This window comes from Cedecea sp. (assembly GCF_036500665.1).
In the GTDB taxonomy this organism is placed as follows: domain Bacteria; phylum Pseudomonadota; class Gammaproteobacteria; order Enterobacterales; family Enterobacteriaceae; genus Cedecea.
This window is the reverse complement of sequence record NZ_DASYBS010000138.1, coordinates 122,611-148,661: the sequence shown is the minus strand read 5'-3', so window position 1 is coordinate 148,661 and position 26,051 is coordinate 122,611. Positions and strand designations below refer to the sequence as shown.

Here is a 26,051-nt window from a genome sequence, read left to right as displayed (position 1 = left end):
GCTAAAGTTGTCTACTTTTTGATATAAAACTAGACAATTAGCGTGTGGAAAACGGTGAGATGGCGCCTGAAGAGGTCTACAGATGATCTACAAATCAATTGCCGACAGGCTGCGTATTCGCCTTAATTCCTCTGACTACACCATTGGTAGCCCGCTGCCCGGGGAAAAGAAGCTCGCTGAAGAGTTCGGCGTGTCACGCATGACTATTCGCAAAGCGGTGGATTTACTGGTGGGTTGGGGTCTGGTAAACCGCCGCCAAGGCAGCGGAACCTGGGTCACCAAAAAAGATGTTCACCATGAAACCACTAACCTGACGGGGTTTGTGGAGGTGATGCGCAGCCAGGGTAAAGACGTGATGAGCGAGGTGCTTGAGTTTAACGTCATGCCCGCGCCACCGGCGATTGCCAGCCTGCTGCGTATTAAGATAGACGAGAAGATTTACTACTCCCGCCGCGTGCGTGCCGTCGGCGGCAAGCCGCTGATGGTGGAAGACAGCTACATGCCGGTAAAGCTTTTCCGTAACCTGTCGCTTGCGCATCTCGAAGGATCAAAATTCAGCTATATCGAAGACGAATGCCAGATAATCATCAGCGGCAACTATGAAACGCTGACGCCGGTTCTCGCCGACGCCAAAACGGCGAAACTGCTGAATATCGCCGAGGCAACGCCTATTTTGCGTATCACGTCGCTCTCCTACAGCGACAAAGGCGAGTTTCTTAACTATTCGGTGATGTTCAGAAACGCCAGCGAATATCAGGTGGATTATCACCTGCGCAGGGATCATACGAGGATGCCGCCCGACCAGCCGGGCGGCGATGAGCTATAGGCCCCAGAACAGCAGCGCCAGCAGCTGGGGTGTAATAATGCGCAGGAACATCACCAGCGGGTAAACCGTGGCGTACGAAAGCGCCGCGGCGCCGCTGGTCGCATGCAGCCCGTTGGCAAAGGCCAGCGCGGGTGGATCGGTCATCGAGCCCGCCAGCATGCCGCACAGCGTCAGGTAGTTCATTTTCGCCAGCAGGCGAGCAAGCAGGCCAACGGTAATCAGCGGAATAGCCGTAATCAGAATGCCGTAGCCAATCCAGCTGACGCCGTCGCCCGCCAGCAGCGTGTCGATAAAATCCCCGCCGGACTTAAGCCCCACCACCGCCAGAAACAGCACGATGCCCAGCTCGCGCAGCGCCAGGTTCGCGCTCGGCGGCATAAACCAGTACAGCTTGCCGATGCTGCCGATGCGCCCGAGGATCAGCGCCATAATCAGCGGCCCGCCGGCCAGACCAAGCCGCAGCGCGGCCGGGAAACCGGGGATAAACAGCGGAATGGAGCCCAGCAGCACGCCAAGCCCGATGCCGATAAACACCGGCAGCATTTGCACCTGCTGAAGTTTATGCTGCGCGTTACCGACTTCTGCGGCCACCGCGTCTATCGACTGCGGGCGGCCCACGAGGTTAAGGATATCGCCAAACTGCAGGCTGGCATTGCTGCTGGCCACCAGCTCTACCCCGGCGCGATTAAGCCGTGAAATCACTACATCGTATTTTTGTTTTAAATGCAGATCGCGGATCTTTTTGCCTAAAACCTTCTCGTTGGTCACCACCACGCGTTCAACCCGCAGATCCGTGCCTCGCGTCGAAAGCGAGGTATCCACCTCGTTACCGATAACCAATAGCGCTTTGTGCAGATCCTTTTCCGCCCCGACCAGGTGCAGCAGGTCGCCGGTCTGAACCAGGGTGCCTGGCGAAGGCACCATCAGCAGGTCACCACGCTTGAGGCGGGAGCAAATTATCTCGTCGCTATTAAGAATAGGGATGTCCTGAATCGCCAGGCCGTTCAGATTTGGGTTGGCGACGCAGATATTGATGGTCTGCAGCTGAGCGTGATTTTGGCCGCTGCTGGCCTCAAACTGCTGCGCTTCTTTGTCGACGCTGACGCGAAATGCTATGCGCAGCAGCCACATGGTCATCAGGATGCCGCAAATCCCAAACGGGTACGCCATCGCGTAGCTCATCCCCATTTGGTCAACCAATTGCCCCGGCGTACCGAGATCGGTAAGGATCTGCTGCCCCGCCCCCAGCGCGGGCGTATTGGTGACCGCACCGGAGAAGATCCCCAGCACCACCGGCAGCGGAACATCAAACAGCTTATAGACCACGGCGGTGACCAGCGCGCCGAGCACGACGATCAGAATAGCAAACAGGTTAAGCCGCAGGCCGGACACGCGGAGCGAAGAGAAGAAGCCGGGCCCAACCTGAATACCGATGGTATAGACAAACAGGATCAGCCCAAACTCCTGGATAAAGTGCAGCATGTCGCCGTTCAGGCCAATCCCGGCCTGATTAACGAAGTGGCCGACAATAATGCCGCCAAACAGCACGCCTCCGATCCCGAACCCTACGCCACGGATCTTGATGTTGCCGATCCACAATCCCACCACGGCGACCAGCGCCAGCATGCTGACGGTTAACGCTATTCCACTCATATATCATCCCTGTGAATAACATTATTGTTATTATGGATTCTGGCAGAGCTACGGGCAGGATAATGGGGCGCGGAGCACAAAAAAGGCCCCATTAGGGGCCTCAGGTTTGCTGGCAAAATTCACTGTACGATGAAGGGCTGAACATCGACCGAATAAAAACAATGAATGCTTTTCTCTGGTTTGCCCCAAACAGCCGAAAACCACGTTTTTCGGCTGTTTGTCATCAATATTAAGGCCCCATTTTCAGGGGCCTTAATAAGAGAAACTTAATTAGCTATTCAGCGCGGGGCGTTCGCTAATGGCGATCCGCTGTGGCGCAATCTCTTCTGGGATTTCGCGCACCAGGTCAATGTGCAGCAGGCCGTTAGTGAACGTTGCCCCTGAAACCTGCATATGCTCGGCCAGGGTGAAGCTCAGGCTGAACGGCTGAGTCACCAGGCCCTGATGCAGCCAGTTGACCTCTTTTTCCGGTTTAACCGGCGTGCCCTTCACGCTCAGGCGGGTGCCTTCCAGCTCGATATCGAGATCTTCCTGGCGGAAACCGGCCAAAGCCAGCGTGATGCGGTAATGGTTATCGTCGCTTTTTTCGATGTTGTACGGCGGGAAGCCCTGGCTTTCACTGCTGGACTGCAGCGCGTTAGCCAGTTTATCGAAGCCGATCCATTGACGCAGAAGTGGGGATAAATCGTAGTTACGCATAGTGTTTTCTCCTTCTTTGAAGCAAGAAATAACCTGCCCGCATGCGAACGGGCATTGGCTCCCTGACGGCAAGCCAGCTTGATGACGGGCCGCGCGAGGCGCGACCCCACGAATTAGTTGATTTCGATGCGGCGAGGCTTCATCGACTCTGGAATTTCGCGCTCCAGGCTGATGTACAGCAGGCCGTTGACCAGGTTCGCACCGCGAACGTGGATGTTTTCCGCCAGCTGGAATTTGCGCTCGAAATTGCGTTCGGCAATGCCCTGGTAGAGGTAAGTACGCTCTTGCTGCTCGTCCGCGTGCGCGCCTTTAACAATCAGCAGATTGTCCTGGGCGGTGATCTCCAGTTCGCTTTCGGCGAAACCGGCGACGGCAATAGCAATGCGATAGTGGTTTTCATCCACTAATTCAACGTTGTACGGAGGGTAGCCGCCGTTACTTTGGCTCTGGTTGTTTTCCAGCAAATTAAACAGACGGTCAAAACCGATGGCGGACCGATACAGCGGAGAAAGATCGAAGTTACGCATAATAAAAAGCTCCTGAAATCAGCGAGTAAGATGTAAAAGCCTTCCCTTTGGACAGGCCATGAACCTGAGCACCCAATCGGCGTACTCGTTTTGGTTACTCTACTAAAATGTGGCTCGCTTAAAATTTTTCAAGGCGCCTGAACGCAAATTTTTTGCGTGAATGGCTTTCCTTACTTAGACTGGCAAACAGCATAAAAGGTTAAAAATATGCGATAGCCGCCACAGAGCGGAGCGACTGGCATTTTTAAACCACGGGCGAGTGTTATAACTCCGCAGGTGCTGGTACGTCACCGGCCACTTTAGATGACAGCAAGATGATAATGAGAAACTGGTTTTCAACTCTGGTGCTTAGCAGCGGGCTGTTCTTACTCACCGGCTGCTCAAGTATGATGTCGCACAGCGGCGGTAAAGAAGGTCTTTACCCCGGTACTCGTGCCAGCGCAGAAACGCTTGGCGATGACGAGACAAGCTGGGCCATTAAACCGCTGGTCGCGCTGGATCTGCCTTTTACCGCCGTACTGGATACGGTGCTGTTACCGTGGGATATGTTCCGCAAGGACAATTCGGTGAGATCCCGCGTTGAAGCCAGCGAGAAACAGAATCTGGCGACCAACGCCGTTATCCCACCGGCTGAGCTTTCTCACTGAACAACTTAAAGCCCGGTTTCCGCGCACCAAAGCTGGCGGAAACCGTCAATCTCCTGCATCCAGGCAACTTGCTTGCCGTTCGGGGAGAAGACGATTGCATCACCGGAAGGCACTTCTCCCTCCGCTCCGCTTAATGGAGTAATCTCGCCGCTTTGCGCATCACACAGCACCACGCGTCCCTGCTGCACAAACCCCAGAACCTTCCCTGAAGGATGCCAGTTAAAGGCCGACTGGACGTCGTGTTCGCCGTGGGTGACCTGCCGTGGCTCGCCGCCGTTCGGGGAAAGCGTCCAGAGCTGTACCACGCCGCTGTCGTCCCGCATCAGGAAGGCAAGCTGGCTGCCGTCCGGGCTGCTGCGCACCCAATGCCGAGGCTGATTCACCAGGCCCGGATAGCGGCGCTCGTGGGTAAAGGTCAGCCTACGCTGCATCACGCCTTTTGGCGGGGCTGGCAGCGTGGTGTCGGTACCGCACAGCGGTTCGCCTCCGGCCTGCTGATAAGCCTGCGCTTCGTCAGGCAGATCCACGATAAACAGCTCAGGCACTTTTTCGCCGCTTGCCGACCGGGTATCGCCGATAAACGCCAGCGCCCAGCGCTGGAGGCTGCCGTCTGGCTTGCGATAACCATACTCACCGACCCAGCCTTCTTCGTAGGCGCGGTTAATCTCATCGCTGCCGGGCTTCGGCTCCGGCGTTGTGCGGCTCACCAGCACGCAATAATGGCTGCCGTCATATTCGCGAGGATGCTGTCTGGTTGGCGTTACGGGGCCAAAAGGCAGCGCGACGCCGACGTTGCGCAGATCTAAGCGCTCATCAAGCTCGTGCATCACATGGTCGTTGTAGGTGAAGCTCAGACGGCTGCCGTCCGGGCTCCAGACGTGAACGTGGCTGCCGCCGCGCAGCGCGCCGGGGGTATAAGGCGAGGTAATGTCCATCGCATCAAGATTGCTGGCTTCGCCCTGGTCCACAACCACGCCGCGGCGGTGGTGAAAGTCATAATGCCAGTCGGCGTCCGGGTTTTCCGGGCCGTGGATGAAAACGTAACGCTCCGGCAGCTGTGGATTCACGGTCACCACGCCAACGTGGGCGCCTTCAGGCGCGCGATACACCACTTCAATATCGCCGTTCAGAATATTGACTCGCTCAATGGTTGCGCCGGTAAAAGAGGCGCCCGATGGCCGCACGTCGAAGGCCAGCCACTGGCTGTCCGGCGTCCAGGTGTTAACGTTGGTAAGCTGATGATGACGCGGTGCGAAGGTGAGTTGTTTAATCACGGTTTTGCCCTGAAGCGCTGAGTACGCTTCAGGGTAAAAGAATGAGTCCGGCCTTTCCACTTTGCCCCGCAGCCACGTACAAAACTGGCGGGTTAACGGGTTATTTTCGCTGTCACGATGGATGAGCCACGCCCAGTCTGCGCCGCGCACGGTTTGCTCCGATAGCGGGATGAGCTGCTGGTTTGCTCTTTTTCTTTCCGCCAGCAGCTGGCTAACAAGCGCGATACCCAGCCCGTCTGTGGCCGCATCCAGCAACAATCCTGGGTCAGAGAAGTTCATCCCCTGACTTTTCTGGCCGACGTCCGCGCCTCCGGCCACGCTCCAGTGCTCCCAGCTCATCTCGCGCTCGCCATGCAGCGTTGTTCGCTGCGCTACCGGCGTCGCCAGCACATTGGGGTGGCAGGCCGGATAAAGTCTATCCTTGTACAACACCTCGAAAATACATTCCACCTGCTGGCTGACGTCGTCCCGGATAGCCACATCGATGGTTTCGCCGGCCATATCCGGCGGGTCAAAGCTGGTAAACAGCCACAGATCCGTTTCCGGGTGCTGGCGGTTAAAGTCCGCCAGGTTGGGCAGCAGCCAGTGCCTGGCGAAGGCTGGCGTGGTGTTCACGATAAGCTGGTTCGGCTTGCGGTACTGATCGAGGCGGCGGATGCCCACAGCCAGCTGTTGCAGCATAACCTGCGCGGTGCTGTAGAGATCCTGTCCGGCGTCCGTCAGGCTGACGCTGCGCCCGCTGCGAAAGAACAGCGGCTGTTCCAGATAAGCCTCCAGGCTGCGGATCTGCTGGCTAATAGCCGACTGGGTAAGATGCAGTTCAGACGCAGCCTGGTGAAAGCTTCCCAGGCGCGCGGCGGCTTCAAACCCGCGCAGGGCATTTAACGGTGGCCAGTGTTTTAACATTTCGATAAGCCAGGCTAATCAGACGTGCACTAAATATATCGTTGGAAGCCGAATTCAGCCAGTGGTGAAATATCCATCTGCCACACTGAGCAGAATTTCTTACGTTAAAACAGCTATACGGGAGTCCGGTATGTCAACACGTCGTGAATTTATTAAATGTGCTTCGGTGCTGGCCGGGATGGGCATGGCGGGCTCTCTGGGGCTGCCGTTATCAGCCCTCGCGGCGGCGAGCGCAGGCTGGCGCATGCCGGACGAAGGAGAACAGCAGCAGCGGGCGTTTATCGCGTTTGGCGCCCAGCGAGCCATCTGGAAAGATTTTACCCCTGGCGTGCAGGATGCTCTGGGCCGCATCGCGCACGCTATCGCCGGTTACCAGCCGCTGACGGTCTTTTGCCGCGAACACGAACGCGAGCTGGCGGAGGAAAAATGCGGCAGCCACAACGTGACCTACGTGGTGACCGAGCTGGACGACATCTGGATGCGGGATACCGGGGCATGCTTTGTCACTTCGCCGGAAGGAAAGCTCGGCGCGGTGGGCTTCAACTTCAACGGCTGGGGCAATAAACAGCGGCACAGCAAGGACACTTTGCTGGCGGCGTTTATGGCAGAAAAATACGGCGCGACGCCGTTTATCCGCAGCGCCCTGGTGGGCGAAGGCGGCGGGATTGAGGTGGACGGACACGGAACCGGCATCATGACCGAAAGCAGCTGGGTCAACGGCAACCGCAATCCGGGCTGGAGCCGCGACCGGGTCGAACAGGAGCTGAAAACACAGCTTGGCCTGAGAAAAATCATCTGGCTGCCGGGCATAAAAGGGAAAGATATCACCGGCGCCCACGTCGATTTTTACGCCCGTTTTGTTGAGCCAGGGGTGGTGATCGCCAACCTCGATCCCGACCCGGATTCCTGGGACCACAAGGTGACCCAGGCGCATCTGGAGATCCTCAGGCAGGCAACCGACGCCGACGGCCGCAGGCTACAGGTGCATAGCGTCACGCCGCCACAGGAACCGCGCGAGAGCCGCTTTAGCGAAGAGAACCCGGATTTTGCCGCCGGGTACATCAACTACTTCGCGATCAACGGCGCGATTATCGCCCCGGAATTTGGCGATGAAGAAACGGATGAGGCGGCGTTTCGCCTGCTGTCGACGCTTTACCCGGACCGTGAGGTCGTGCAGCTGAACATCGACGCGATTGCCGCCGGAGGCGGGGGTATTCACTGCGTTACCAATCAGTTACCCGCAGTGAAATAACAAAAGGGAGCGCACCTGTCGCTCCCTTTTCTCTCATTAACCGACCCTTTCCACTTTCCCCACCAGCAGGATGTAGGAAAGTGCGCCCAGCAGAGCGACCGCCGCGATATACACCAGCGCCGGAGCAAAACCGTGACTTTGGGCGAGATAGCCAATCACCAGCGGTACGGTAATGCCGCCCAGGCCGCCGACAAAGTTAAACACGCCGCCCGTCAGCCCAATCAGGCGCATTGGTGCAAGGGAGGACACCAGTGACCAGGTGATGGACGCAAAGCCGTTGCCGAAGAAGGCAATCGCCATCAGGGTCATAATCCACACCGGATCCTCAGTATAGTTAGCGCCCATAATGCAGGTGGAGAGCAGCAGGCCGCAGATAATGGGCGTTTTACGCGCAACCCCCAGCGAATAGCCTTTGCGTACCAGACGGTCGGCAACCCAACCGGACAGCAGTACGCCAAAGAAGGCGGCGAGGAACGGCACGGTTGTCATAAAGCCTGCCTTCAGCGCGGTAATGCCTTTTTCCTGAGTCAGGTAGTTGGGGAACCAGGTCAGGAAGAACCACAGCGTCGATGCTACCGCAAACTGCCCCAGATAAACGCCCACCAGCTTACGGTGGAACACCAGTTTCCAGTCAGCCAGGCTTAACGGCTTACGCGCTTTCTTTTCGACGGGAGCATCGCCATCGACCAGTCCACCGCCCTCGCGAATGTATTCAAGCTCGGCGGAGTTAACACCTGTGCTTTTACGCGGCGGCTGATAAACCTTGAACCAAATCAGGGACCAGATAATGCCGATGCCGCCGGTCACAATAAACACCCAGTGCCAGCTTAAAATTTCCTGGATCCAAATCAGCAGCGGCGTGAGAAACGCGAGGCCAACAAACTGCCCGGAGGTGTAAAAGCCTACTGCAGAAGCACGTTCGTGCTCCGGGAACCAGCTCGTGACCATGCGGTTATTGGTCGGGAACGCCGGTGCTTCAAAGATGCCGGTGATAGCGCGCAGGCCAATCAGCGACATGAGTCCGGTTGCGAACCCCTGGAACAGCGTGGCGACGGACCAGCCGAAAATAGCAATAAAGTAGGTCAGACGGGAGCCTACGCGATCGAGGAACCAGCCGCCGGGGATCTGGCACAGGGTATAAAGCCAGGCAAAGGCCGAGAAGATATAGCCCATTTCCGTTTTGGTGATGCCAAACTCTTCCTGAATATGGGCCGAGGCGACCGCGAGGTTGGCGCGGTCAACGTAGCAAATCACCACCGTAATAAAGATCATCACCAGCGTTAAATAACGGCGGCGCGTAGGTTTCACCGCAGTTGCAGAAATATCCATGATATTTCGTCTCCAAAATTTGGCATGGCGAAGCTACTCACCATGCCCTGTTATACAGAGGGTGTTTATAAAGTTTTATTTTTTACTACTGAGATTTAGATATTAATTACCATTCAGCCACGGAGCCGTCAGCGTGACGCCATAATGGGTTACGCCAATCAGTAGCATTTTGACTTCTCGCGATCACTTGCTCTTCATCAATTTCAACGCCAAGACCCGGCTTCATCAACGGCAGGAAGTAACCGCCGTCCATTTTGAAATCATCTTTATTCTTAACAAAGTCGAGCAGCTCGGCGCCTTTGTTATAGTGAATGCCCATGCTTTGCTCCTGGAATACCGCATTGCGGGAAACAAAGTCGATGTGCAGGCAGGCCGCGAGCGCAATTGGCCCCAGCGGGCAATGCGGTGCCAGGGAAACATCATAAGCTTCTGCCATTCCGGCAATTTTGTAGCATTCGGTGATGCCGCCTGCGTGAGAGAGATCGGGCTGCAGAATGGCAATCCCGCCTGCTTCCAATACACGTTTAAATTCGAAGCGAGAGAACATGCGTTCCCCGGCCGCAATAGGTATATGCGTTTGTGCCGCCAGACGTGGATAATATTCAGCCTGCTCTGCCAGAACCGGCTCTTCAATAAACAGCGGACGATACGGTTCAAGCTCTTTAATTAATACTTTTGCCATCGGGGCGCTTACGCGACCATGAAAGTCGAGACCAAATTCAATTTCATTGCCGAAGGCTTCACGAATTTGCGCCACGGTATTTACGGCGGCGTCAACGGCGCGGGAATTATCAATAATGCCCATTTCCTCGCAGCCGTTTAATTTAAAAGTATCAAAACCAATTTTGCGTAAAGATTTAATCCCGTCAATCACTTCCGCCGGGCGGTCGCCGCCTACCCAGCTGTAGGCTTTAATTTTATCCCGCACCAGGCCGCCCATCAGCTGCCACACCGGCGCGTTGAGCACCTTACCTTTAATGTCCCACAGCGCCTGATCGATACCGGCAATCGCGCTCATCAGAATCGGGCCACCGCGGTAGAACCCGCCGCGATACATCACCTGCCACAGGTCGTTAATGCGGGCCGGATCCTGGCCAATCAGGTATTCACTTAGCTCATGAACCGCCGCCTCAACGCTGCGCGCCCGGCCTTCGATAACCGGCTCACCCCAGCCCACTACGCCCTCGTCAGTCTCAATTTTCAGGAACATCCAGCGCGGCGGTAAACGGTACGTCGTCAGTTTGGTAATTTTCATTGCACGGCCTCTTGATACGCTTTAACAAATGCTTTTGCCCTTTCGCTGGTGCGGCTTACCGGCTGCCCGGCGCGGTATAAATCACTGCCCAGCCCTGCTCCCGCGCAGCCAGCCTGCAGCCAGATATGCAGGTTTTCCGGCGTGACGCCGCCGACGGCAAATACCGGCACTTCCGGCGGAAGCACGGCTTTCAGCGCCTTGATGTAATCAGGCCCGAAGGCGGAGGAAGGGAAAATTTTCAGCGTCTGAGCGCCCGCATCCAGCGCGGAGAAAGCCTCGGAGGCCGTCGCACAGCCTGCACAAACCGTCATCCCGTTTGCTACGGCGCGGCGTATCACCTCGGGCTGGGTGTTCGGCGTGACCATGAGCTTGCTGCCCATCGCCGCCAGCTCATCCACCTGCTCCGTCTTGAGCACCGTACCCGCCCCGATTAGCGCTTTATCGCCGAACTCCGTGACCATAGAAGCGATGCTTTGCTGCCACTGGGGGGAGTTGAGGGGAATTTCCACCGCGTCAAAACCGGCGTCCAGCAATGCGCTCACGTGCGCCTGAACCTCCAGCGGGGTGATGCCGCGTAAAATCGCGATCAGCGGAAGCTTAGTTTGCCACTGCATTTGCAATACTCCTTATTCCTGCCTGGAAAGCACTGTCGCCATCCACTACCTGGCTGCTAAAGCCGAGCAGGGATAAGGCCGCCTGGTAGCGGGCGCTGAGCGCAGGATTGGCGACAATAGTGACGGGCTGCCCGGTTGAACAGGCGAAGCGGCGCGTCATCGTTGCGGCTTCGCTGCCAATCAGCAGCCCGGAAAGGAAATCGCTAACCTGCTCTCGCGGTAGCTTGCCCAGCACGTGAGCGGCGCGTACTTCAAACAGCTGCGGCAGCAGGTCGCCGCCGTTAACCCCGTGCTCAAGCCCGGCGTTGAACGCCTCGGGGCTGGCCTGTTGTTCTGGCAGGCCGGTGCCAATCAGGGAGTGCTGAAGCAGCAGGTGGTGCAGCTCGCCGGTCAATACGGTGCGGAAATCGAGCACCGCCTGTTCATCGGTCTGCACCCATTTGCAGTGGGTGCCGGGCATAATATAAAGCGGAGCAGGATGCAGTGAGCGGGCACCCAGCAGCTGGGTCTCTTCGCCGCGCATCACATTTTGATTGTCATCGCGTTGCACGCACAGGCCAGGAATGATCCACGCCTGTTCGGCTACCGCCGTCATCTGTTCACTGAAAGTGGCAAAACGTGCAGGGCACGGCAGATATGGGGCAATTTTCCAGCCCGCGTTGCTGCCCACCATCCCTGCCATCAGTACCGGCGTGGGCGTCTCTCGCCAGCCTGCAACAACCTCGCTAAACACCGCCTCCGGGGACCTGCCGCCCAGGCGCGTGACGCCTGAAGTACTTTTGCGGCTGTCGATGCACTCTCCGTCCTGGTAGAGCCAGGCGCGAAGGTTGGTCGATCCCCAGTCAATGGCGATGTAGCGAGATGTCATGTAATGTCCTTCAGTCGTTTGGTGGAACTGGCGATCATGGTAAGTGCCGCCTGCTCCGCTGCCGCGCTGTCCTGATGACGGATAGCGTCATACAGCGCCTTATGTTCCTGGAGCGTTTTCGGCATATTGGCCTCATCACCCATCCAGGTACGCTCAAAAACGGCTCGCTGCAGGGAGCTAATTGCAATGCTCAACTGCTGCAAAACGGGGTTATGCACAGACTCAAGCACCGCCTCGTGATAGCGAATGTCGGCCTCGTTAAACGCGTCGCGATTCTGGTTATTCGCTACCATGTCGTTCAGGGCGCTTTCAATTCGGGCCAGGTCATTCGAGGTGGCTCTCTCCGCCGCCCAGCGGGCAATCGCGGGCTCCACCAGATTTCGTACTTCGCTCATCGCGGCTATCAGGCGCGGGTCGTAGTCGTTCGCCAGCACCCACTGCAGCACCTCTGTGTCGAGGTAGTTCCACTGGTTGCGGGGCTGAACAAACGCACCGCGATAGCGCTTCATTTCAATCAGCCGCTTTGCCATCAGCGAGCGGAACACTTCCCGAATGATGTTGCGGGAAGTTTCAAACTCTTCGCACAGCTCGGCCTCTGCCGGAAGCGGTGCACCAGGTGCATATTTTCCGCTAACGATTTGCTGCCCCAGCGTAACGATGATGCGGTCGGTTTTATTGAGGGTCATACCCGGTTCCTTATTAAGAGAGCATTACCCGCTACTTTACCGCTACCGCCGGTTTTCACCGCATGTTTGAAGTACAAATGTGAATTCAGTGTCAGTACCAATGCCGACAATGTAGTACAATATATTCATGTTGTACTACAATATGGATCACATAATAAGCAATTGGCGAAGGAATGGATAAAAAAAGCCCCGGCAGAGCCAGGGCAGCAGGAGAGAGAAGAAGGGGTTAATTCAGGACAAACTTCTCGATAGCGTAGGCTACGCCGTCCTCCAGGTTGGATTTGGTGACAAAGTTGCTGACTGCTTTCACTTTATCGATAGCGTTGTCCATCGCCACGCCCATGCCCGCATATTCCAGCATCGCGATGTCGTTTTCCTGATCGCCGATAGTCATCACTTCTTCAGGCTTAATACCCAGCGTCTCCGCCAGCGACTTCACGCCGGTGCCTTTGTTGACGCGCTTATCGAGAATTTCCAGGAAGTAAGGCGAGCTTTTCAGCAGGGTATAGCGTTCAAAGACTTCGGCAGGAATTTTGGCGATCGCCCTGTCGAGCACCGCTGGCTCATCAATCATCATGACCTTCAGGAACTCGCCGTTCTTATCCATGTTTTCCGCTTCGCAGAACACCAAAGGAATGCTGGCAATGAAGGACTCATGCACCGTGTAGTAGCTGATATCGCGGTTAGCGGTATACAAGGTATGGCGGTCGAGCGCGTGGAAATGCGAGCCCACTTCACGGGACAGGTTTTCCAGGAAGCGATAATCATCATAGCTCAGTGCGGTCTGAGCAACGGTGCTGCCGTCGCTCGCCTTCTGCACCAGCGCCCCGTTGTAGGTGATGCAGTAATCGCCTGGCTTATCCATATGCAGCTCACGCAGATAACTCTCCACGCCAGCAAAAGGACGTCCGGTACAGATAACCACGTTAACGCCGCGCTCACGCGCTGCCGCAACGGCCTGTTTTACCGCCGGGGAAATGGTGTGGTCTGGTAGCAGCAGCGTACCATCCATATCAATTGCAATCAGTTTTATGGCCATGGGATCTTCAGAGGTAATGGGTTTACCTCATGCTAACGCGATTCCGCTCAAAAAACAGCAGCAAACGGCGGGGAAAAGGGGGATGAGAGGCGGCAGGCAAACTCCTCTTTTAAAAGCCCCGGACATAAAGCCGGGGCCAACAAAAAGGTCAGCTGAAAAGCTTACCTTTCAGTAAGTTAACACCTGCACTGAGCAGGTCATTATGGGCTTCCGGCGTGACTTCGCCGTTTGGCGACAGCGCGTCGATCACCTTCGGCAGGTATTCCGCCAGTAAAGCGGAAGCCGAGCCGGTATCCACGCCCAGTTTTTCCCCCAGCGCCGCAACGGACGGCGAACCCAGCGCCTGGGTTATCTGGTCGCCGCTCAGCGACTGATTTGTACCGTTGCTGCTCAGCCACGAGGAGACGATTTCGCTTAAGCCCCCCTGGCGCAGCTTGTCCAACAGCGCCTGAATACCGCCCTGCTGTTCTACCCAGCTTAGAATGGCCTGATATTTACCGGCGTCGCCGTTTAACAGCGAGCCCGCAACCTGATCAAAAAGCCCCATGGTGTTTCCCTCTGTGATGTAGAAATTCGACAACGCAAAGTATAGCGCCCATAAAAAAAGCCGTGCTAAAAGCACGGCTCCATCACGGTAGTAAGTCAAGGGTATAGAAGAAATACCAGAGAACATCAAAAAATAAACCAGGAAAATCAATTCATTGATTTTCACCTGCTAACCACAAAGAAGGAAAAACCACGTTTTTTCCTTCTTTGTCAGAAAGATAAAGCCGTGCTAAAAGCACGGCTCTTCAACCTGGCGGGGCTCGCCTTAGATATCGATGTTCGCAGCCTTCAGGGCGTTCTCTTCGATAAACGCACGGCGTGGTTCTACCGCGTCGCCCATCAGGGTGGTGAACAGCTGGTCTGCTGCAATCGCGTCTTTAACGGTAACGCGCAGCATGCGGCGGCTGTCCGGATCCATGGTGGTTTCCCACAGCTGCTCCGGGTTCATCTCGCCCAGACCTTTATAACGCTGGATAGCCAGGCCACGACGGGACTCTTTCTGCAGCCATTCCAGCGCCTGCTCGAAGCTGGTTACCGGCTGACGACGTTCGCCACGTTCGATAAACGCATCTTCTTCGATCAGGCCACGCAGCTTCTCACCGAGTGAGCAAAGACGGCCGTATTCGCCCCCTTCAACAAACTCTTTTTCCAGCACGTAGTCGGTGTCCACGCCGTGAGTACGCACGCGCACAATCGGCTCAAACACGTTCAGCTCGCTGTTGCGGTGGATAGCGTATTTCCAGGTGCTGCCGTGCTCCTCTTTCTCGTTCAGCGTAGTCGTCAGCGTGGAAATCCACTGCGTCACTTTCGCTTCATCAGTCAGGTCAGCCGCCTGCAGTGTTGGGTGATAAACCAGGTTGTTCAGCAGGTTGCGCGGATAACGACGCTCCATGCGGCCAATCATTTTCTGCGCGGTGTTGTACTCGGCCACCAGCTTCTCAAGCGGCTCACCGGCCAGAGCAGGTGCACTTGCGTTGGTGTGCAGGGTTGCGCCGTCAAGCGCGATGGAGATCTGATACTGATCCATCGCCTCATCGTCTTTGATGTACTGCTCCTGCTTGCCTTTCTTCACCTTGTACAGCGGCGGCTGCGCAATGTAGATGTGGCCGCGCTCAACGATTTCCGGCATCTGACGGTAGAAGAAGGTCAGCAGCAGGGTGCGGATGTGCGAACCATCCACGTCGGCATCGGTCATGATGATGATGTGGTGATAGCGCAGCTTGTCCGGGTTGTATTCGTCACGGCCGATGCCGCAGCCCAGGGCGGTGATAAGCGTCGCCACTTCCTGAGAGGAGAGCATCTTGTCGAAGCGCGCCTTCTCAACGTTCAGGATTTTCCCTTTCAGCGGCAGGATCGCCTGGTTCTTACGGTTACGCCCCTGTTTTGCAGAGCCGCCCGCAGAGTCCCCTTCCACAAGGTACAGTTCAGACAGCGCCGGGTCGCGTTCCTGGCAGTCCGCCAGCTTGCCCGGCAGGCCTGCAAGATCAAGCGCGCCTTTACGGCGGGTCATTTCACGTGCGCGACGTGCGGCTTCACGGGCACGCGCAGCGTCGATAATTTTGCCGACAACGATTTTCGCGTCGCCAGGATGTTCAAGCAGGTATTCGGCCAGCAGTTCGTTCATCTGCTGCTCAACCGCGGATTTCACTTCCGAAGAAACCAGTTTGTCTTTGGTCTGGGAAGAGAACTTCGGATCCGGCACCTTCACGGAAACCACGGCAATCAGGCCTTCACGCGCATCGTCACCGGTGGCGCTGACTTTGGCTTTTTTGCTGTAGCCTTCTTTGTCCATGTAGGCGTTCAGGGTACGGGTCATCGCCGCACGGAAGCCCGCAAGGTGAGTCCCGCCGTCGCGCTGCGGAATGTTGTTGGTGAAGCAGTAAATGTTTTCCTGGAAACCGTCGTTCCACTGCAGCGCCACTTCTACGCCGATACCGTCTTTTTCAGTGCTGAAATAGAACACGTTCGGGTGAATAGGCGTTTTGTTCTTGTTGAGGTACTCAACAAACGCCTTAATGCCGCCTTCGTAGTGGAAGTGATCCTGCTTGCCGTCGCGCTTGTCGTTCAGGCGAATAGACACGCCGGAATTCAGGAACGAAAGCTCACGCAGGCGCTTAGCCAGGATGTCGTACTCAAATTCCACCACGTTAGTGAAGGTTTCATGGCTCGGCCAGAAACGCACCTGGGTGCCGGTCAGTTCGGTTTCGCCGGTGACCGCCAGCGGAGCCTGCGGCACGCCGTGCACGTAGGTTTGCTGATGGGTTTTGCCTTCGCGGCGGATCAACAGTTCCAGCTTCTGGGACAGGGCGTTAACAACGGAAACGCCTACGCCGTGCAGGCCGCCAGAAACTTTATAGGAGTTATCGTCGAATTTACCGCCGGCGTGCAGTACGGTCATGATAACTTCCGCAGCCGAGACGCCCTCTTCCGGGTGAATGCCGGTTGGAATACCACGGCCGTCATCGGTTACCGAAACGGAGTTATCCGCGTGGATAGTGACCACGATGTCTTTACAGTGGCCCGCGAGCGCTTCGTCGATAGCGTTATCCACGACCTCAAATACCATGTGGTGCAGACCGGTGCCGTCATCCGTATCGCCGATATACATGCCCGGGCGTTTACGTACCGCATCCAGCCCCTTAAGGACTTTGATACTGGAGGAGTCATAAGAATTCGACATCAACGTTTCTCGCTCATTTAATCTTGGGTTAATCCGCTATTTTACCCTGATCCACGGCGAACATCTTTGAATTTTTGTCCGCCATATCCATCACATGTTCGGCGCTAATCGCGCTAACAAAAACCTGTGATTCCGTGGCCTTTAACCGGTTGGCCAACAGGCCGCGCCTGGCATCATCCAGTTCAGAGGCAAAATCATCTATCAGATACAGGCAACGCCGCCCGTTCTGCCGGGTGAGAAACTCACCCTGCGCCAGTCGTAAGGCGCACATCAGTAATTTAAGCTGCCCACGCGAGAGCGTATCTTCTACCGGCGCACCGTCGGCGCGAATACGAAAATCCGCTTTATGAGGGCCGTGTGCGGTATAGGTCAGCATCCGGTCGCGTTCGAAATTACGCTCCAGCACTTCGCTGTAGTCGCTCTCTTTCTCCCAGCCGCGCTGGAAGGAAAAGCTCAGAGCGAATTCCGGCAGAAATTGCGCACAGGTATCGGCCATATCTTCCGCAATGGCGGCGCTATAATCGGCGCGCCAGCGGCTGATTTGTTCGGCCAGCGGAATCAGTTCCTGATCCCACGGGCGCAGCTGCGCATAGCGTGTCACCTGGCGCAACGCGGCGTTGCGTTGCTTCAGCAGGCGCTTGAGGTTACTCCAGGCGACAAAAAAGCCCGGTTCATTGTGAAAACAGCCCCAATCAAGGAAAGCTCTACGGTATTTGGGGCCACCGCCCAGCAAAGTAAACCCCTCAGGGGTAATCAACTGCATCGGCATCATCATCGCCAGCTCGGCGATTTTGTGGCCGTCGCTGCCGTCAATGCGCACTTTGCTGTCGCCGGTGCGGTCTTTGGTCAGGCCGATTGAGGTTTCCCTTTCACCGTCCTGCAGCCGCCCGTGCAAAACAAAAGCGTTCTGCTCATGGCGGATCACGCGTTCAATTTTCAGGCTGCGAAAAGCGCGACCGTGCCCGAGGGTATAAATCGCCTCAAGCACGCTGGTTTTGCCGCTGCCGTTAGCACCGACCAGAAAATTAAAGCCAGGAGAAAGAGCGAGATCCGCGTTTTCGATGTTGCGAAAGTCTTTAATCAGTAGGCGCGTCAGTGACATATATCAGAGCATCTTTTCAGGGGCGTAGGTGTCGCAGCCAGTTCGTTTATCGCCAGCGCACAGAAAGCGGAGCGTACACGAAGTACGTGAGCATTTCGAGCACTGCCGGGAGACGAAATGGCAAGTAAACCAGCCCCTTTTCAAGCGCTATAAACGCATCGGCATAACAACATAGGCCGCCGCCTGACTCGCCGCATCTTCAATCTGCACGCTGGAAACGGAGTCGGTCAGCAGGATGCGGACGTTCTCACACTTCAGGGCGTTCAGCACGTCCAGCACATAGCTGACGTTGAAGCCGATTTCCATCTCGGTACCGTCGTAGGAAACGTCCAGAATTTCTTCTGCTTCTTCCTGCTCCGGGTTGTTTGCCGTGATTTTCAGCTGGTTTGCGCTGACGAACAGGCGCACGCCACGGAATTTCTCGTTCGACAGGATAGCCGCCCGGGCAAACGCCTGTTTCAGCAGGTCACAGCCTGCATCGAGGTGTTTATCCGGGTTCTTCGGCAGCACGCGACGATAGTCCGGGAAGCGGCCATCCACCAGCTTAGAAGTAAAGATGAAATCGCCGACGTGAGCGCGAATGTTATTGCTGCCGATCTGCACGCGCAGCGGGGTTTCGCCGCCGTCGAGCATACGCATCAGCTCAATCACGCCTTTACGCGGCACGATGACCGAATGATTTGGCAAAGGCTGCCCAACCGGCATCGAACAGACCGCCAGGCGGTGGCCGTCCGTTGCGACGGTACACAGGTCTTCACCTTCGGTTTCGAACAGCATGCCGTTCAGGTAATAGCGAACGTCCTGATGCGCCATCGAGAACTGCGTGGCTTCTATCAGGCGCTTCATGGTCGCCTGCGGCAGGGTAAATTCTACCTCGCTCTGCCAGTCGTCCAGGTTAGGGAAGTCCGCCGCCGGCAGCGTGGAAAGCGAAAAGCGGCTACGCCCGGAGCGCACCAGCATGCGGTCGCCCTCCAGCTGTACCGCAATTTCAGCCCCTTCCGGCAGGCCACGGCAGATATCGAAGAATTTACGTGCCGGTACGGTCGTTGCCCCAGGTTCATGAGGCTGTACCAGCGCAACGCGCGCCACCATCTCCATTTCCAGATCGGTACCGGTTAAAGAGAGTGCACCTTCAGCCACCTGCAGCAGCAGGTTGCCCAGGATAGGCAGGGTCGGGCGGCCTCCGAGGGGGCCACTTACCTGCTGTAGCGGTTTTAATAAATGTTCACGTTCAACGGTAAATTTCATAGCGTCACGAAGATAATGTTCTGATTAAATTGGAGAAATCTTCTTTGATATCGTGGCTTTCTTCACGCAACTGCTCAATCTTACGGCAGGCATGCAAAACCGTGGTGTGGTCGCGTCCACCAAAAGCATCGCCAATTTCCGGCAGGCTATGGTTGGTCAGCTCTTTTGCCAGCGCCATCGCCATCTGGCGCGGACGGGCAACGGAACGAGAGCGACGCTTGGACAGCAGATCAGCGACCTTAATTTTATAATACTCGGCCACCGTTTTCTGAATATTATCGATGGTGACCAGCTTCTCCTGAAGCGCCAGCAGATCGCGCAGCGCTTCACGAACGAAGTCGATGGTAATTGCCCGGCCGGTAAAGTTGGCGTTGGCAATTACGCGGTTCAGCGCCCCTTCCAGCTCGCGGACGTTAGAGCGCAGTCGCTTGGCAATAAAGAAGGCCACTTCACCCGGCAGACGGATATCGTTCTCGTCGGCCTTTTTCATCAGGATCGCCACACGCGTTTCAAGTTCAGGTGGTTCGATCGCCACCGTCAGCCCCCAGCCGAAACGGGATTTCAAACGATCCTCAACGCCGTTGATCTCTTTTGGATAGCGATCCGACGTCAGAATGATCTGTTGATTGCCTTCCAGCAGGGCATTAAAGGTGTGGAAAAACTCTTCCTGAGAACGCTCTTTATTGGCAAAAAACTGAATGTCATCGATAAGCAGCGCATCCACCGAGCGGTAGTAGCGTTTGAACTCTTCGATGGCGTTGTTCTGCAACGCTTTAACCATGTCCTGAACAAAACGCTCAGAGTGCATGTACACCACTTTGGCATTCGGCTTGCGCGCCATGATGCCGTTACCCACCGCATGTAAAAGGTGCGTTTTACCTAAACCGGTGCCGCCATAAAGGAAGAGTGGGTTATACGCGCCGCCTGGGTTATCGGCCACCTGACGTGCCGCTGCGCGGGCCAGCTGGTTCGATTTACCTTCAACGAAGTTATCAAAGGTGTGTTTCAGGTTAACGTTAGAACGGTAGGACGGCTCAGCGGGCGCAGGCATGTTATCCCAGCTTGGGCGCATCGGCGCCGCAGCGCGCGCAACCTGAGCTGGCGCCGCAGTAGTTGCCAGTTCGGCAACGGGCTGAGTCACGGGCTTACTGCCGACTTCGAAGCGCAGCAAAGGCGCGTCGGTGCCGCAGAAATCATTGAGCAGTCCATTGATATTATTAAGGTACTTATCACGCACCCAGTCGAGCACAAAACGATTAGGCGCGTACAAAGCCAGCGTGTTATCGCTCAGTTCCGCCTGTAGGGGGCGTATCCACATACTGAATTCTGTGGCTGGTAACTCATCCTGCAATCGGGCAAGACACTGCTGCCAAAGCGAAAGTGACACGGCGGACTCCACTCGAACAAAGTCGATAAAAAGACGAAGACTGAAAGTTATACATTCATGATTGTTGACACGCGCTCTCAGGCTGTGGGAGGCGCGCGAACCGCTATTTGCGGTTTCCCCGGTGAAGGCTGGATCACGATCGGGACCGCGGATCATAGCCTAAAGCGCGGCAGAGATCTTCTGTTTCTCACAGATTCTTCACGAATTATCCACAGGGAAGTTTTGAGCGGGTTAAGTGTAATCGATCCTGGCACACGTGCAGTGTATAACCGTCTCATATTGGAAAATTTAATGACTAGCGCACAAATATCGCTAAAGGGATCTGATGAAGATCCGCGCGGATCCTTGCGCTTTCGCCGCAAGCCCGTATAATTCTTCACCCGCCGCGTAATGCCGCTGTACTTCAGCGAAGATCCGGGCCTCTTTTCGGGGTCAAAAAGGGCGCAGCAGTAAGGGAATTGAATTGACTCCGGAGTGTACAATTATTACAATCCGGCCTCTTTAATCAGCCACACTGAAGCGTAAGTCGTTCGCAGACCCTGTAGGGCATTACGCAAATCCAGTGAAATTTAATAGTTTAGGTAGAAATCGCCATGAAACGCACTTTTCAACCGTCCGTACTGAAGCGCAACCGTTCTCACGGCTTCCGTGCTCGTATGGCTACTAAAAATGGTCGTCAGGTTCTGGCACGTCGTCGTGCTAAAGGCCGCTCCCGTCTGACCGTTTCTAAGTAATAAAAGCTAACCCCTGCGTGGTTAAGCTAGCTTTTCCCAGGGAGTTACGTTTGTTAACTCCCCATCATTTCACATTCGTCTTCCAGCAGCCTCAACGGGCTGGCACGCCGCAAATCACCATCCTCGGCCGCCTGAATACGCTGGGGCATCCCCGCATCGGTCTCACCGTCGCTAAGAAAAACGTTAAACGCGCCCATGAACGCAATCGGATTAAACGTCTGACGCGTGAAAGCTTCCGTCTGCGTCAACACGAACTGCCACCAATGGATTTCGTGGTAGTAGCGAAAAAAGGGGTTGCCGACCTGGATAACCGGGCTTTATCGGAAGCATTGGAAAAGTTATGGCGCCGCCATTGTCGCCAGGCTCACGGGTCCTGATAGCCCTTATCAGGGTCTATCAACGCCTGATTAGTCCGCTTCTCGGGCCGCATTGTCGTTTCACCCCAACCTGTTCTCACTACGGAATTGAGGCCTTACGCAGGTTTGGAGTGTTAAAAGGCAGTTGGTTAACGATGAAACGCGTACTAAAATGCCACCCTTTGAACCCCGGTGGAGACGATCCCGTTCCGCCCGGACCTTTTGATACCAGAGAACACTAACGATGGATTCGCAACGCAATCTTTTTCTCATCGCTTTGTTGTTCGTGTCTTTCATGATCTGGCAAGCCTGGGAGCAGGACCACGCTCCTCAACCTCAGGTGCAGCAGACCACGCAGACCACGAACAGCCAGGGTAACGCCGCTAACCAGGGTGTGCCGGCCAGTGGCCAGGGAAAACTCATTACGGTTAAAACTGACGTTCTTGAACTGACCATCAACACCCGCGGTGGTGATGTAGAACAAGCGCTGTTGCCAACCTACCCGAAAGAGTTGAAATCCGCAGAGCCTTTCCAGCTGCTGGAAACCACGCCTGAATTTATCTACCAGGCGCAGAGCGGCCTGACCGGTCGTGATGGTCCGGATAACCCGGCGAACGGTGAACGTCCTCTGTATAACGTCACCGCCGATACCTTCGCGCTGGCTGAAGGCCAGAACGAGCTGGTTGTTCCGCTGACGTTTACCGACGCGGCAGGCAACACCTTCACCAAGACCTTCACCCTGAAACGCGGTGAGTTCTCCGTGGGTGTCGACTACAACGTGAAGAACGTGGGTGAGAAGCCGCTGGAGCTGGCGACCTTTGGTCAGCTGAAGCAGTCCATCAACCTGCCTACTCATCGCGATACCGGCAGCAGCAACTTTGCTCTGCACACCTTCCGTGGTGCGGCCTACTCCACCCCGGATGCGAAGTACGAAAAATACAAGTTCGACAAGATTGCCGACGGCGAGAACCTGAACCTCAGCGCCAACAGCGGCTGGGTGGCAATGCTGCAGCAGTACTTTGCTACCGCATGGGTGCCACACACTCAGGGCGCGAACAACTTCTATACCACCAAGCTGAACAACGACGTGGCGGCAATTGGCTATAAGTCTGCCTCGCAGATCGTTCAGCCTGGCCAGACGGCTCAGATGGGCAGCACCCTGTGGGTAGGTCCGGAGATTCAGGACAAAATGGCGGCCGTTGCGCCACACCTTGACCTGACCGTGGATTACGGCTGGCTGTGGTTCATCTCTCAGCCGCTGTTTAAGCTGCTGAAATTTATCCACAGCTTCATCGGTAACTGGGGCTTCTCCATTATCGTTATCACCTTTATCGTTCGTGGCATCATGTACCCGCTGACCAAAGCGCAGTACACCTCGATGGCCAAAATGCGTATGCTGCAGCCAAAACTGGCGGCCATGCGTGAGCGTATCGGTGACGACAAGCAGCGTATGAGCCAGGAAATGATGGCGCTGTACAAAGCTGAGAAGGTTAACCCGCTGGGCGGCTGCTTCCCGCTGATCGTTCAGATGCCAATCTTCCTGGCGCTGTACTACATGCTGATGGGCTCCGTTGAACTGCGCCACGCGCCGTTCGCACTGTGGATCCATGACCTGTCTGCACAGGACCCGTACTACATCCTGCCGATTCTGATGGGCGCCACGATGTTCTTCATCCAGAAGATGTCGCCGACCACCGTAACCGACCCGATGCAGCAGAAGATAATGACCTTTATGCCGGTCATCTTCACCGTGTTCTTCCTGTGGTTCCCGTCAGGTCTGGTGCTGTACTATATCGTCAGCAACCTGGTGACCATCCTTCAGCAACAGCTGATTTATCGCGGTCTGGAAAAGCGTGGCCTGCATAGCCGCGACAAGAAAAAGACCTGATAATATTTAGCGTTATGTACATGAAAGGCGGTCACTGACCGCCTTTTTCTTTTTGATTCAAGGTCTGAGATAAACGATGAGCAATCATGACACGATTATTGCCCAGGCTACTCCGCCGGGGCGTGGCGGCGTAGGTATCCTGCGTATTTCCGGCCGTCAGGCGCGCGAGGTCGCAGAAGCGGTCCTCGGCAAACTGCCCAAGCCGCGCTACGCGGACTACCTTCCGTTCCGCGATGCCGACGGCAGCGCGTTGGATCAGGGCATTGCGCTGTGGTTCCCCGGCCCGAACTCCTTCACCGGTGAAGACGTGCTTGAGCTGCAGGGACACGGCGGCCCGGTTATCCTCGACCTGCTGTTAAAACGCATCCTGACGCTGCCTGGCCTGCGTATCGCAAATCCCGGTGAGTTTTCTGAACGCGCATTCCTGAACGATAAGCTCGACCTGGCGCAGGCAGAAGCCATTGCCGACCTGATCGACGCCAGCTCTGAGCAGGCCGCCCGCTCGGCGCTCAACTCGCTACAGGGAGCTTTCTCCGCACGGATTAACCATCTGGTGGAAGCGCTGACTCACCTGCGCATCTACGTGGAAGCGGCTATCGACTTCCCGGACGAAGAGATCGACTTCCTCTCTGACGGTAAAATCGAAGCCCAGCTGCATCGGGTCATTGGCGACCTCGATGCGGTACGCGCCGAAGCGCGCCAGGGCAGCCTGCTGCGTGAAGGCATGAAGGTGGTTATCGCCGGGCGTCCTAACGCCGGTAAATCCAGCCTGCTGAACGCGCTGGCCGGGCGCGAGGCCGCTATCGTCACCGATATCGCCGGCACCACGCGCGATGTCCTACGCGAGCATATCCACATCGACGGGATGCCGCTGCATATCATCGATACCGCGGGCCTGCGCGAAGCCAGCGATGAAGTCGAACGCATCGGGATTGAACGCGCCTGGAAAGAGATTGAGCAGGCGGATCGCGTGCTGTTTATGGTGGATGGCACCACCACCGACGCCGTTGACCCGGCCGCCATCTGGCCAGATTTTATCGCTCGTCTGCCGGAGCGTTTGCCGATTACCGTGGTGCGCAATAAAGCAGACGTGACCGGGGAGACGCCTGGACTAAGCGAAGTAAATGGTCACTCACTTGTTCGCCTTTCCGCACGTACCGATGAAGGCGTAGATGTGCTGCGCGCGCATCTTAAAGAAAGCATGGGCTTTGAAACCAACATGGAAGGTGGATTCCTCGCCCGTCGCCGTCACCTGCAGGCACTTGAGCAAGCCGCTGAACACCTGCAGCAGGGTAAAGCCCAGCTGCTGGGTGCCTGGGCCGGTGAACTGCTGGCAGAAGAGCTGCGCCTGGCCCAGCAGAACTTAAGTGAAATTACCGGTGAATTCAGCTCTGACGATCTGTTAGGGCGCATCTTCTCGAGCTTCTGTATCGGGAAATAACGCCTCACCACCGTCCCGCGTCACACTTCAGGATGCGGGACGTTTTCCTCATTTCCAAAATACTTCACCCTTTCAGGATGATGTCTTTTGAACGACATTTTTAATGTGTTTCACTGACGCAAACCACTAAGAATTTTCCCAAGTTTAAATATATAATATATTGCTCAAAAAATAGGTCACTCTATTGAAGAGCGTCAATGACAACGCACTGAACCAGAGATTACTATTCGATGCCTGACGACGTGCAGGATCGGAAGCGGAGCGCTGTTTCAGCCACCCGAAACAGCATGACATCGACTGACCATTATCAAGGAGCGACAAATGGCGACGCATTTTGCAAGATGGGCTCTGAACCCTCCCAACCTCACCTCACCCCGACTGAACGACGAAACCCTTAACGCGGCCAGCCTGATGCCCGAACATCGCCGCACGCGCTATCTCGCGTCGCGCACGCTGGTCGCCGAGATGATGTTTATGCTGTACGGCACCCAACGCCTGCCGCAAATCATCACCTCTACGGCGGGCCGCCCGCGTTTTGCCGATGCTGAACTACCGGACTTCAGCATCGCCTATGCCGGTAACATGGTCGGCGTGCTGCTTGCCACCGAGGGGCGCTGCGGTCTGGACATGGAGCTCCGCCGTAGTTTCCAGGCACCCTCACCGGTAGTGCCACCGTCTCAGTCCAGCAGCAGCGAAATTACCTGGATCAACAATCAAAACGATCCCAACGAAGCGCGCACCCAGCTGCATACTCTGCGCAGAAGCATACTAAAACTAACCGACAACCCCCAGATCAGCCTGAGCACACTACAATTATTGCCGGGCTCCGGTCGCCTGCGCGTCACAAACGAGCCGCATATTGAGGCGATGAGCGATGCGGAAGATATTCTTATCTGGGGCTGCACCGTGGCGCCTGGCGTGGAACGCCTGAAGCTTTGGGAGTTTGACGGGCAGCAGGGCTGGAACGCGCTACCGGATGCAGAAGCACGCAGCCGTAGTGCCCAGGGGAGTATGATACGTTTAACCGGCATACCGTCCGAAATCGCTACGCCGCATAACACATTTTCCCGAACGTCCTGACACATAAGGAGTAC

The 26,051-nt window shown here is 56.0% G+C and carries 23 protein-coding genes and 2 pseudogenes; 9 read left to right on the top strand and 16 right to left on the bottom strand.

The genetic code is table 11. The annotated features are described in order from the left end of the window. The first annotated feature begins 82 nt into the window (after positions 1 to 82). Complete coding sequence (locus VGM55_RS22300; protein ID WP_331636724.1) at positions 83 to 826, top strand: GntR family transcriptional regulator; 744 nt, start codon at positions 83 to 85, stop codon at positions 824 to 826. On the opposite strand, the gene VGM55_RS22295 is transcribed toward VGM55_RS22300, so the two are convergent. The 3 genes from VGM55_RS22295 to ibpA all read right to left on the bottom strand — a co-directional run bounded on the left by VGM55_RS22295 (position 821) and on the right by ibpA (position 3,705). Continuing rightward, the gene (locus VGM55_RS22295; protein WP_331636723.1) at positions 821 to 2,479 is read right to left on the bottom strand and encodes a putative transporter; all 1,659 of its coding nucleotides are present in this window, start codon (positions 2,477 to 2,479) and stop codon (positions 821 to 823) included. The two genes, VGM55_RS22300 and VGM55_RS22295, sit on opposite strands and share 6 nt — an antisense overlap. Before the next feature lie 270 nt (positions 2,480 to 2,749). After that, entirely contained in the window at positions 2,750 to 3,178 is a 429-nt protein-coding gene (ibpB, locus tag VGM55_RS22290) for a small heat shock chaperone IbpB (protein WP_154187396.1), read from the bottom strand. Between the two features lie 113 nt (positions 3,179 to 3,291). Then, entirely contained in the window at positions 3,292 to 3,705 is a 414-nt protein-coding gene (ibpA, locus tag VGM55_RS22285; protein WP_061273390.1) for a small heat shock chaperone IbpA, read from the bottom strand. Between the two features lie 314 nt (positions 3,706 to 4,019). On the opposite strand from ibpA, the gene VGM55_RS22280 reads away from it, so the two are divergent. Then, positions 4,020 to 4,352: a YceK/YidQ family lipoprotein gene (locus VGM55_RS22280; RefSeq protein WP_154187395.1), complete on the top strand. Its 333-nt coding sequence runs from the start codon at positions 4,020 to 4,022 to the stop codon at positions 4,350 to 4,352. Between the two features lie 5 nt (positions 4,353 to 4,357). Here VGM55_RS22280 and VGM55_RS22275 read toward each other — a convergent pair whose 3' ends face one another. Together VGM55_RS22275 and VGM55_RS22270 are read right to left on the bottom strand one after the other, a co-directional pair. Further along, positions 4,358 to 5,623: a DUF3748 domain-containing protein gene (locus VGM55_RS22275; RefSeq protein ID WP_331636732.1), complete on the bottom strand. Its 1,266-nt coding sequence runs from the start codon at positions 5,621 to 5,623 to the stop codon at positions 4,358 to 4,360. Between the two features lie 78 nt (positions 5,624 to 5,701). Next, a pseudogene (locus VGM55_RS22270) lies at positions 5,702 to 6,532 on the bottom strand (LysR family transcriptional regulator); the annotation flags it as partial. Between the two features lie 130 nt (positions 6,533 to 6,662). Here VGM55_RS22270 and VGM55_RS22265 point away from each other — a divergent pair. Further along, entirely contained in the window at positions 6,663 to 7,784 is a 1,122-nt protein-coding gene (locus tag VGM55_RS22265; RefSeq protein ID WP_331636721.1) for an agmatine deiminase family protein, read from the top strand. Positions 7,785 to 7,820: 36 nt separating this feature from the next. Here the strand turns inward: VGM55_RS22265 and VGM55_RS22260 are convergent. The 11 genes and pseudogenes from VGM55_RS22260 to dnaA all read right to left on the bottom strand — a co-directional run bounded on the left by VGM55_RS22260 (position 7,821) and on the right by dnaA (position 20,538). Next, positions 7,821 to 9,157 (bottom strand): annotated as a pseudogene (locus VGM55_RS22260) (MFS transporter). Positions 9,158 to 9,219: 62 nt separating this feature from the next. Further along, complete coding sequence (gene dgoD / locus VGM55_RS22255; protein ID WP_331636720.1) at positions 9,220 to 10,368, bottom strand: galactonate dehydratase; 1,149 nt, start codon at positions 10,366 to 10,368, stop codon at positions 9,220 to 9,222. Continuing rightward, on the bottom strand, positions 10,365 to 10,982 hold the full coding sequence (locus VGM55_RS22250) for a 2-dehydro-3-deoxy-6-phosphogalactonate aldolase (RefSeq protein WP_038477603.1): 618 nt from the start codon (positions 10,980 to 10,982) through the stop codon (positions 10,365 to 10,367). The genes dgoD and VGM55_RS22250 overlap by 4 nt, the downstream gene beginning before the upstream one ends. After that, positions 10,966 to 11,850 carry a 2-dehydro-3-deoxygalactonokinase gene (locus tag VGM55_RS22245; protein ID WP_331636718.1) on the bottom strand — a complete coding sequence of 295 codons (885 nt, stop codon included), beginning with the start codon at positions 11,848 to 11,850 and terminating at the stop codon, positions 10,966 to 10,968. The genes VGM55_RS22250 and VGM55_RS22245 overlap by 17 nt, the downstream gene beginning before the upstream one ends. Next, positions 11,847 to 12,536 carry a D-galactonate utilization transcriptional regulator DgoR gene (gene dgoR, locus VGM55_RS22240; RefSeq protein WP_331636716.1) on the bottom strand — a complete coding sequence of 230 codons (690 nt, stop codon included), beginning with the start codon at positions 12,534 to 12,536 and terminating at the stop codon, positions 11,847 to 11,849. Before dgoR ends, VGM55_RS22245 begins: the two co-directional genes overlap by 4 nt. Before the next feature lie 226 nt (positions 12,537 to 12,762). Then, a complete protein-coding gene (gene yidA / locus VGM55_RS22235; RefSeq protein WP_154187388.1) occupies positions 12,763 to 13,575 on the bottom strand; it encodes a sugar-phosphatase in 813 nt (270 codons plus the stop codon). A gap of 148 nt (positions 13,576 to 13,723) precedes the next feature. Further along, a complete protein-coding gene (locus VGM55_RS22230; RefSeq protein ID WP_154187387.1) occupies positions 13,724 to 14,122 on the bottom strand; it encodes a YidB family protein in 399 nt (132 codons plus the stop codon). Between the two features lie 264 nt (positions 14,123 to 14,386). Beyond that, positions 14,387 to 16,801, bottom strand: a complete 2,415-nt coding sequence (gyrB, locus tag VGM55_RS22225) for a DNA topoisomerase (ATP-hydrolyzing) subunit B (protein WP_154187386.1) — start codon at positions 16,799 to 16,801, stop codon at positions 14,387 to 14,389. 28 nt (positions 16,802 to 16,829) lie between these two features. Then, positions 16,830 to 17,903 carry a DNA replication/repair protein RecF gene (gene recF, locus VGM55_RS22220; protein WP_154187385.1) on the bottom strand — a complete coding sequence of 358 codons (1,074 nt, stop codon included), beginning with the start codon at positions 17,901 to 17,903 and terminating at the stop codon, positions 16,830 to 16,832. 147 nt (positions 17,904 to 18,050) lie between these two features. Next, on the bottom strand, positions 18,051 to 19,151 hold the full coding sequence (gene dnaN / locus VGM55_RS22215; protein WP_331636714.1) for a DNA polymerase III subunit beta: 1,101 nt from the start codon (positions 19,149 to 19,151) through the stop codon (positions 18,051 to 18,053). 4 nt (positions 19,152 to 19,155) lie between these two features. Then, complete coding sequence (gene dnaA / locus VGM55_RS22210) at positions 19,156 to 20,538, bottom strand: chromosomal replication initiator protein DnaA (RefSeq protein ID WP_038483077.1); 1,383 nt, start codon at positions 20,536 to 20,538, stop codon at positions 19,156 to 19,158. 593 nt (positions 20,539 to 21,131) lie between these two features. On the opposite strand from dnaA, the gene rpmH reads away from it, so the two are divergent. From rpmH to VGM55_RS22180, 6 genes are all read left to right on the top strand, one after another. After that, the gene (gene rpmH, locus VGM55_RS22205; RefSeq protein ID WP_003849659.1) at positions 21,132 to 21,272 is read left to right on the top strand and encodes a 50S ribosomal protein L34; all 141 of its coding nucleotides are present in this window, start codon (positions 21,132 to 21,134) and stop codon (positions 21,270 to 21,272) included. Positions 21,273 to 21,289: 17 nt separating this feature from the next. Continuing rightward, the gene (gene rnpA / locus VGM55_RS22200; RefSeq protein ID WP_071842958.1) at positions 21,290 to 21,649 is read left to right on the top strand and encodes a ribonuclease P protein component; all 360 of its coding nucleotides are present in this window, start codon (positions 21,290 to 21,292) and stop codon (positions 21,647 to 21,649) included. After that, complete coding sequence (gene yidD, locus VGM55_RS22195) at positions 21,613 to 21,870, top strand: membrane protein insertion efficiency factor YidD (RefSeq protein ID WP_071530513.1); 258 nt, start codon at positions 21,613 to 21,615, stop codon at positions 21,868 to 21,870. The genes rnpA and yidD overlap by 37 nt, the downstream gene beginning before the upstream one ends. 2 nt (positions 21,871 to 21,872) lie before the next feature. Beyond that, positions 21,873 to 23,516 carry a membrane protein insertase YidC gene (gene yidC, locus VGM55_RS22190; RefSeq protein WP_331636713.1) on the top strand — a complete coding sequence of 548 codons (1,644 nt, stop codon included), beginning with the start codon at positions 21,873 to 21,875 and terminating at the stop codon, positions 23,514 to 23,516. A 76-nt stretch (positions 23,517 to 23,592) separates the two neighbouring features. After that, positions 23,593 to 24,957 carry a tRNA uridine-5-carboxymethylaminomethyl(34) synthesis GTPase MnmE gene (mnmE, locus tag VGM55_RS22185; RefSeq protein WP_331636712.1) on the top strand — a complete coding sequence of 455 codons (1,365 nt, stop codon included), beginning with the start codon at positions 23,593 to 23,595 and terminating at the stop codon, positions 24,955 to 24,957. 321 nt (positions 24,958 to 25,278) lie between these two features. Then, positions 25,279 to 26,037, top strand: a complete 759-nt coding sequence (locus tag VGM55_RS22180; RefSeq protein ID WP_154187381.1) for a 4'-phosphopantetheinyl transferase family protein — start codon at positions 25,279 to 25,281, stop codon at positions 26,035 to 26,037. The last annotated feature ends 14 nt before the right edge of the window (positions 26,038 to 26,051 follow it).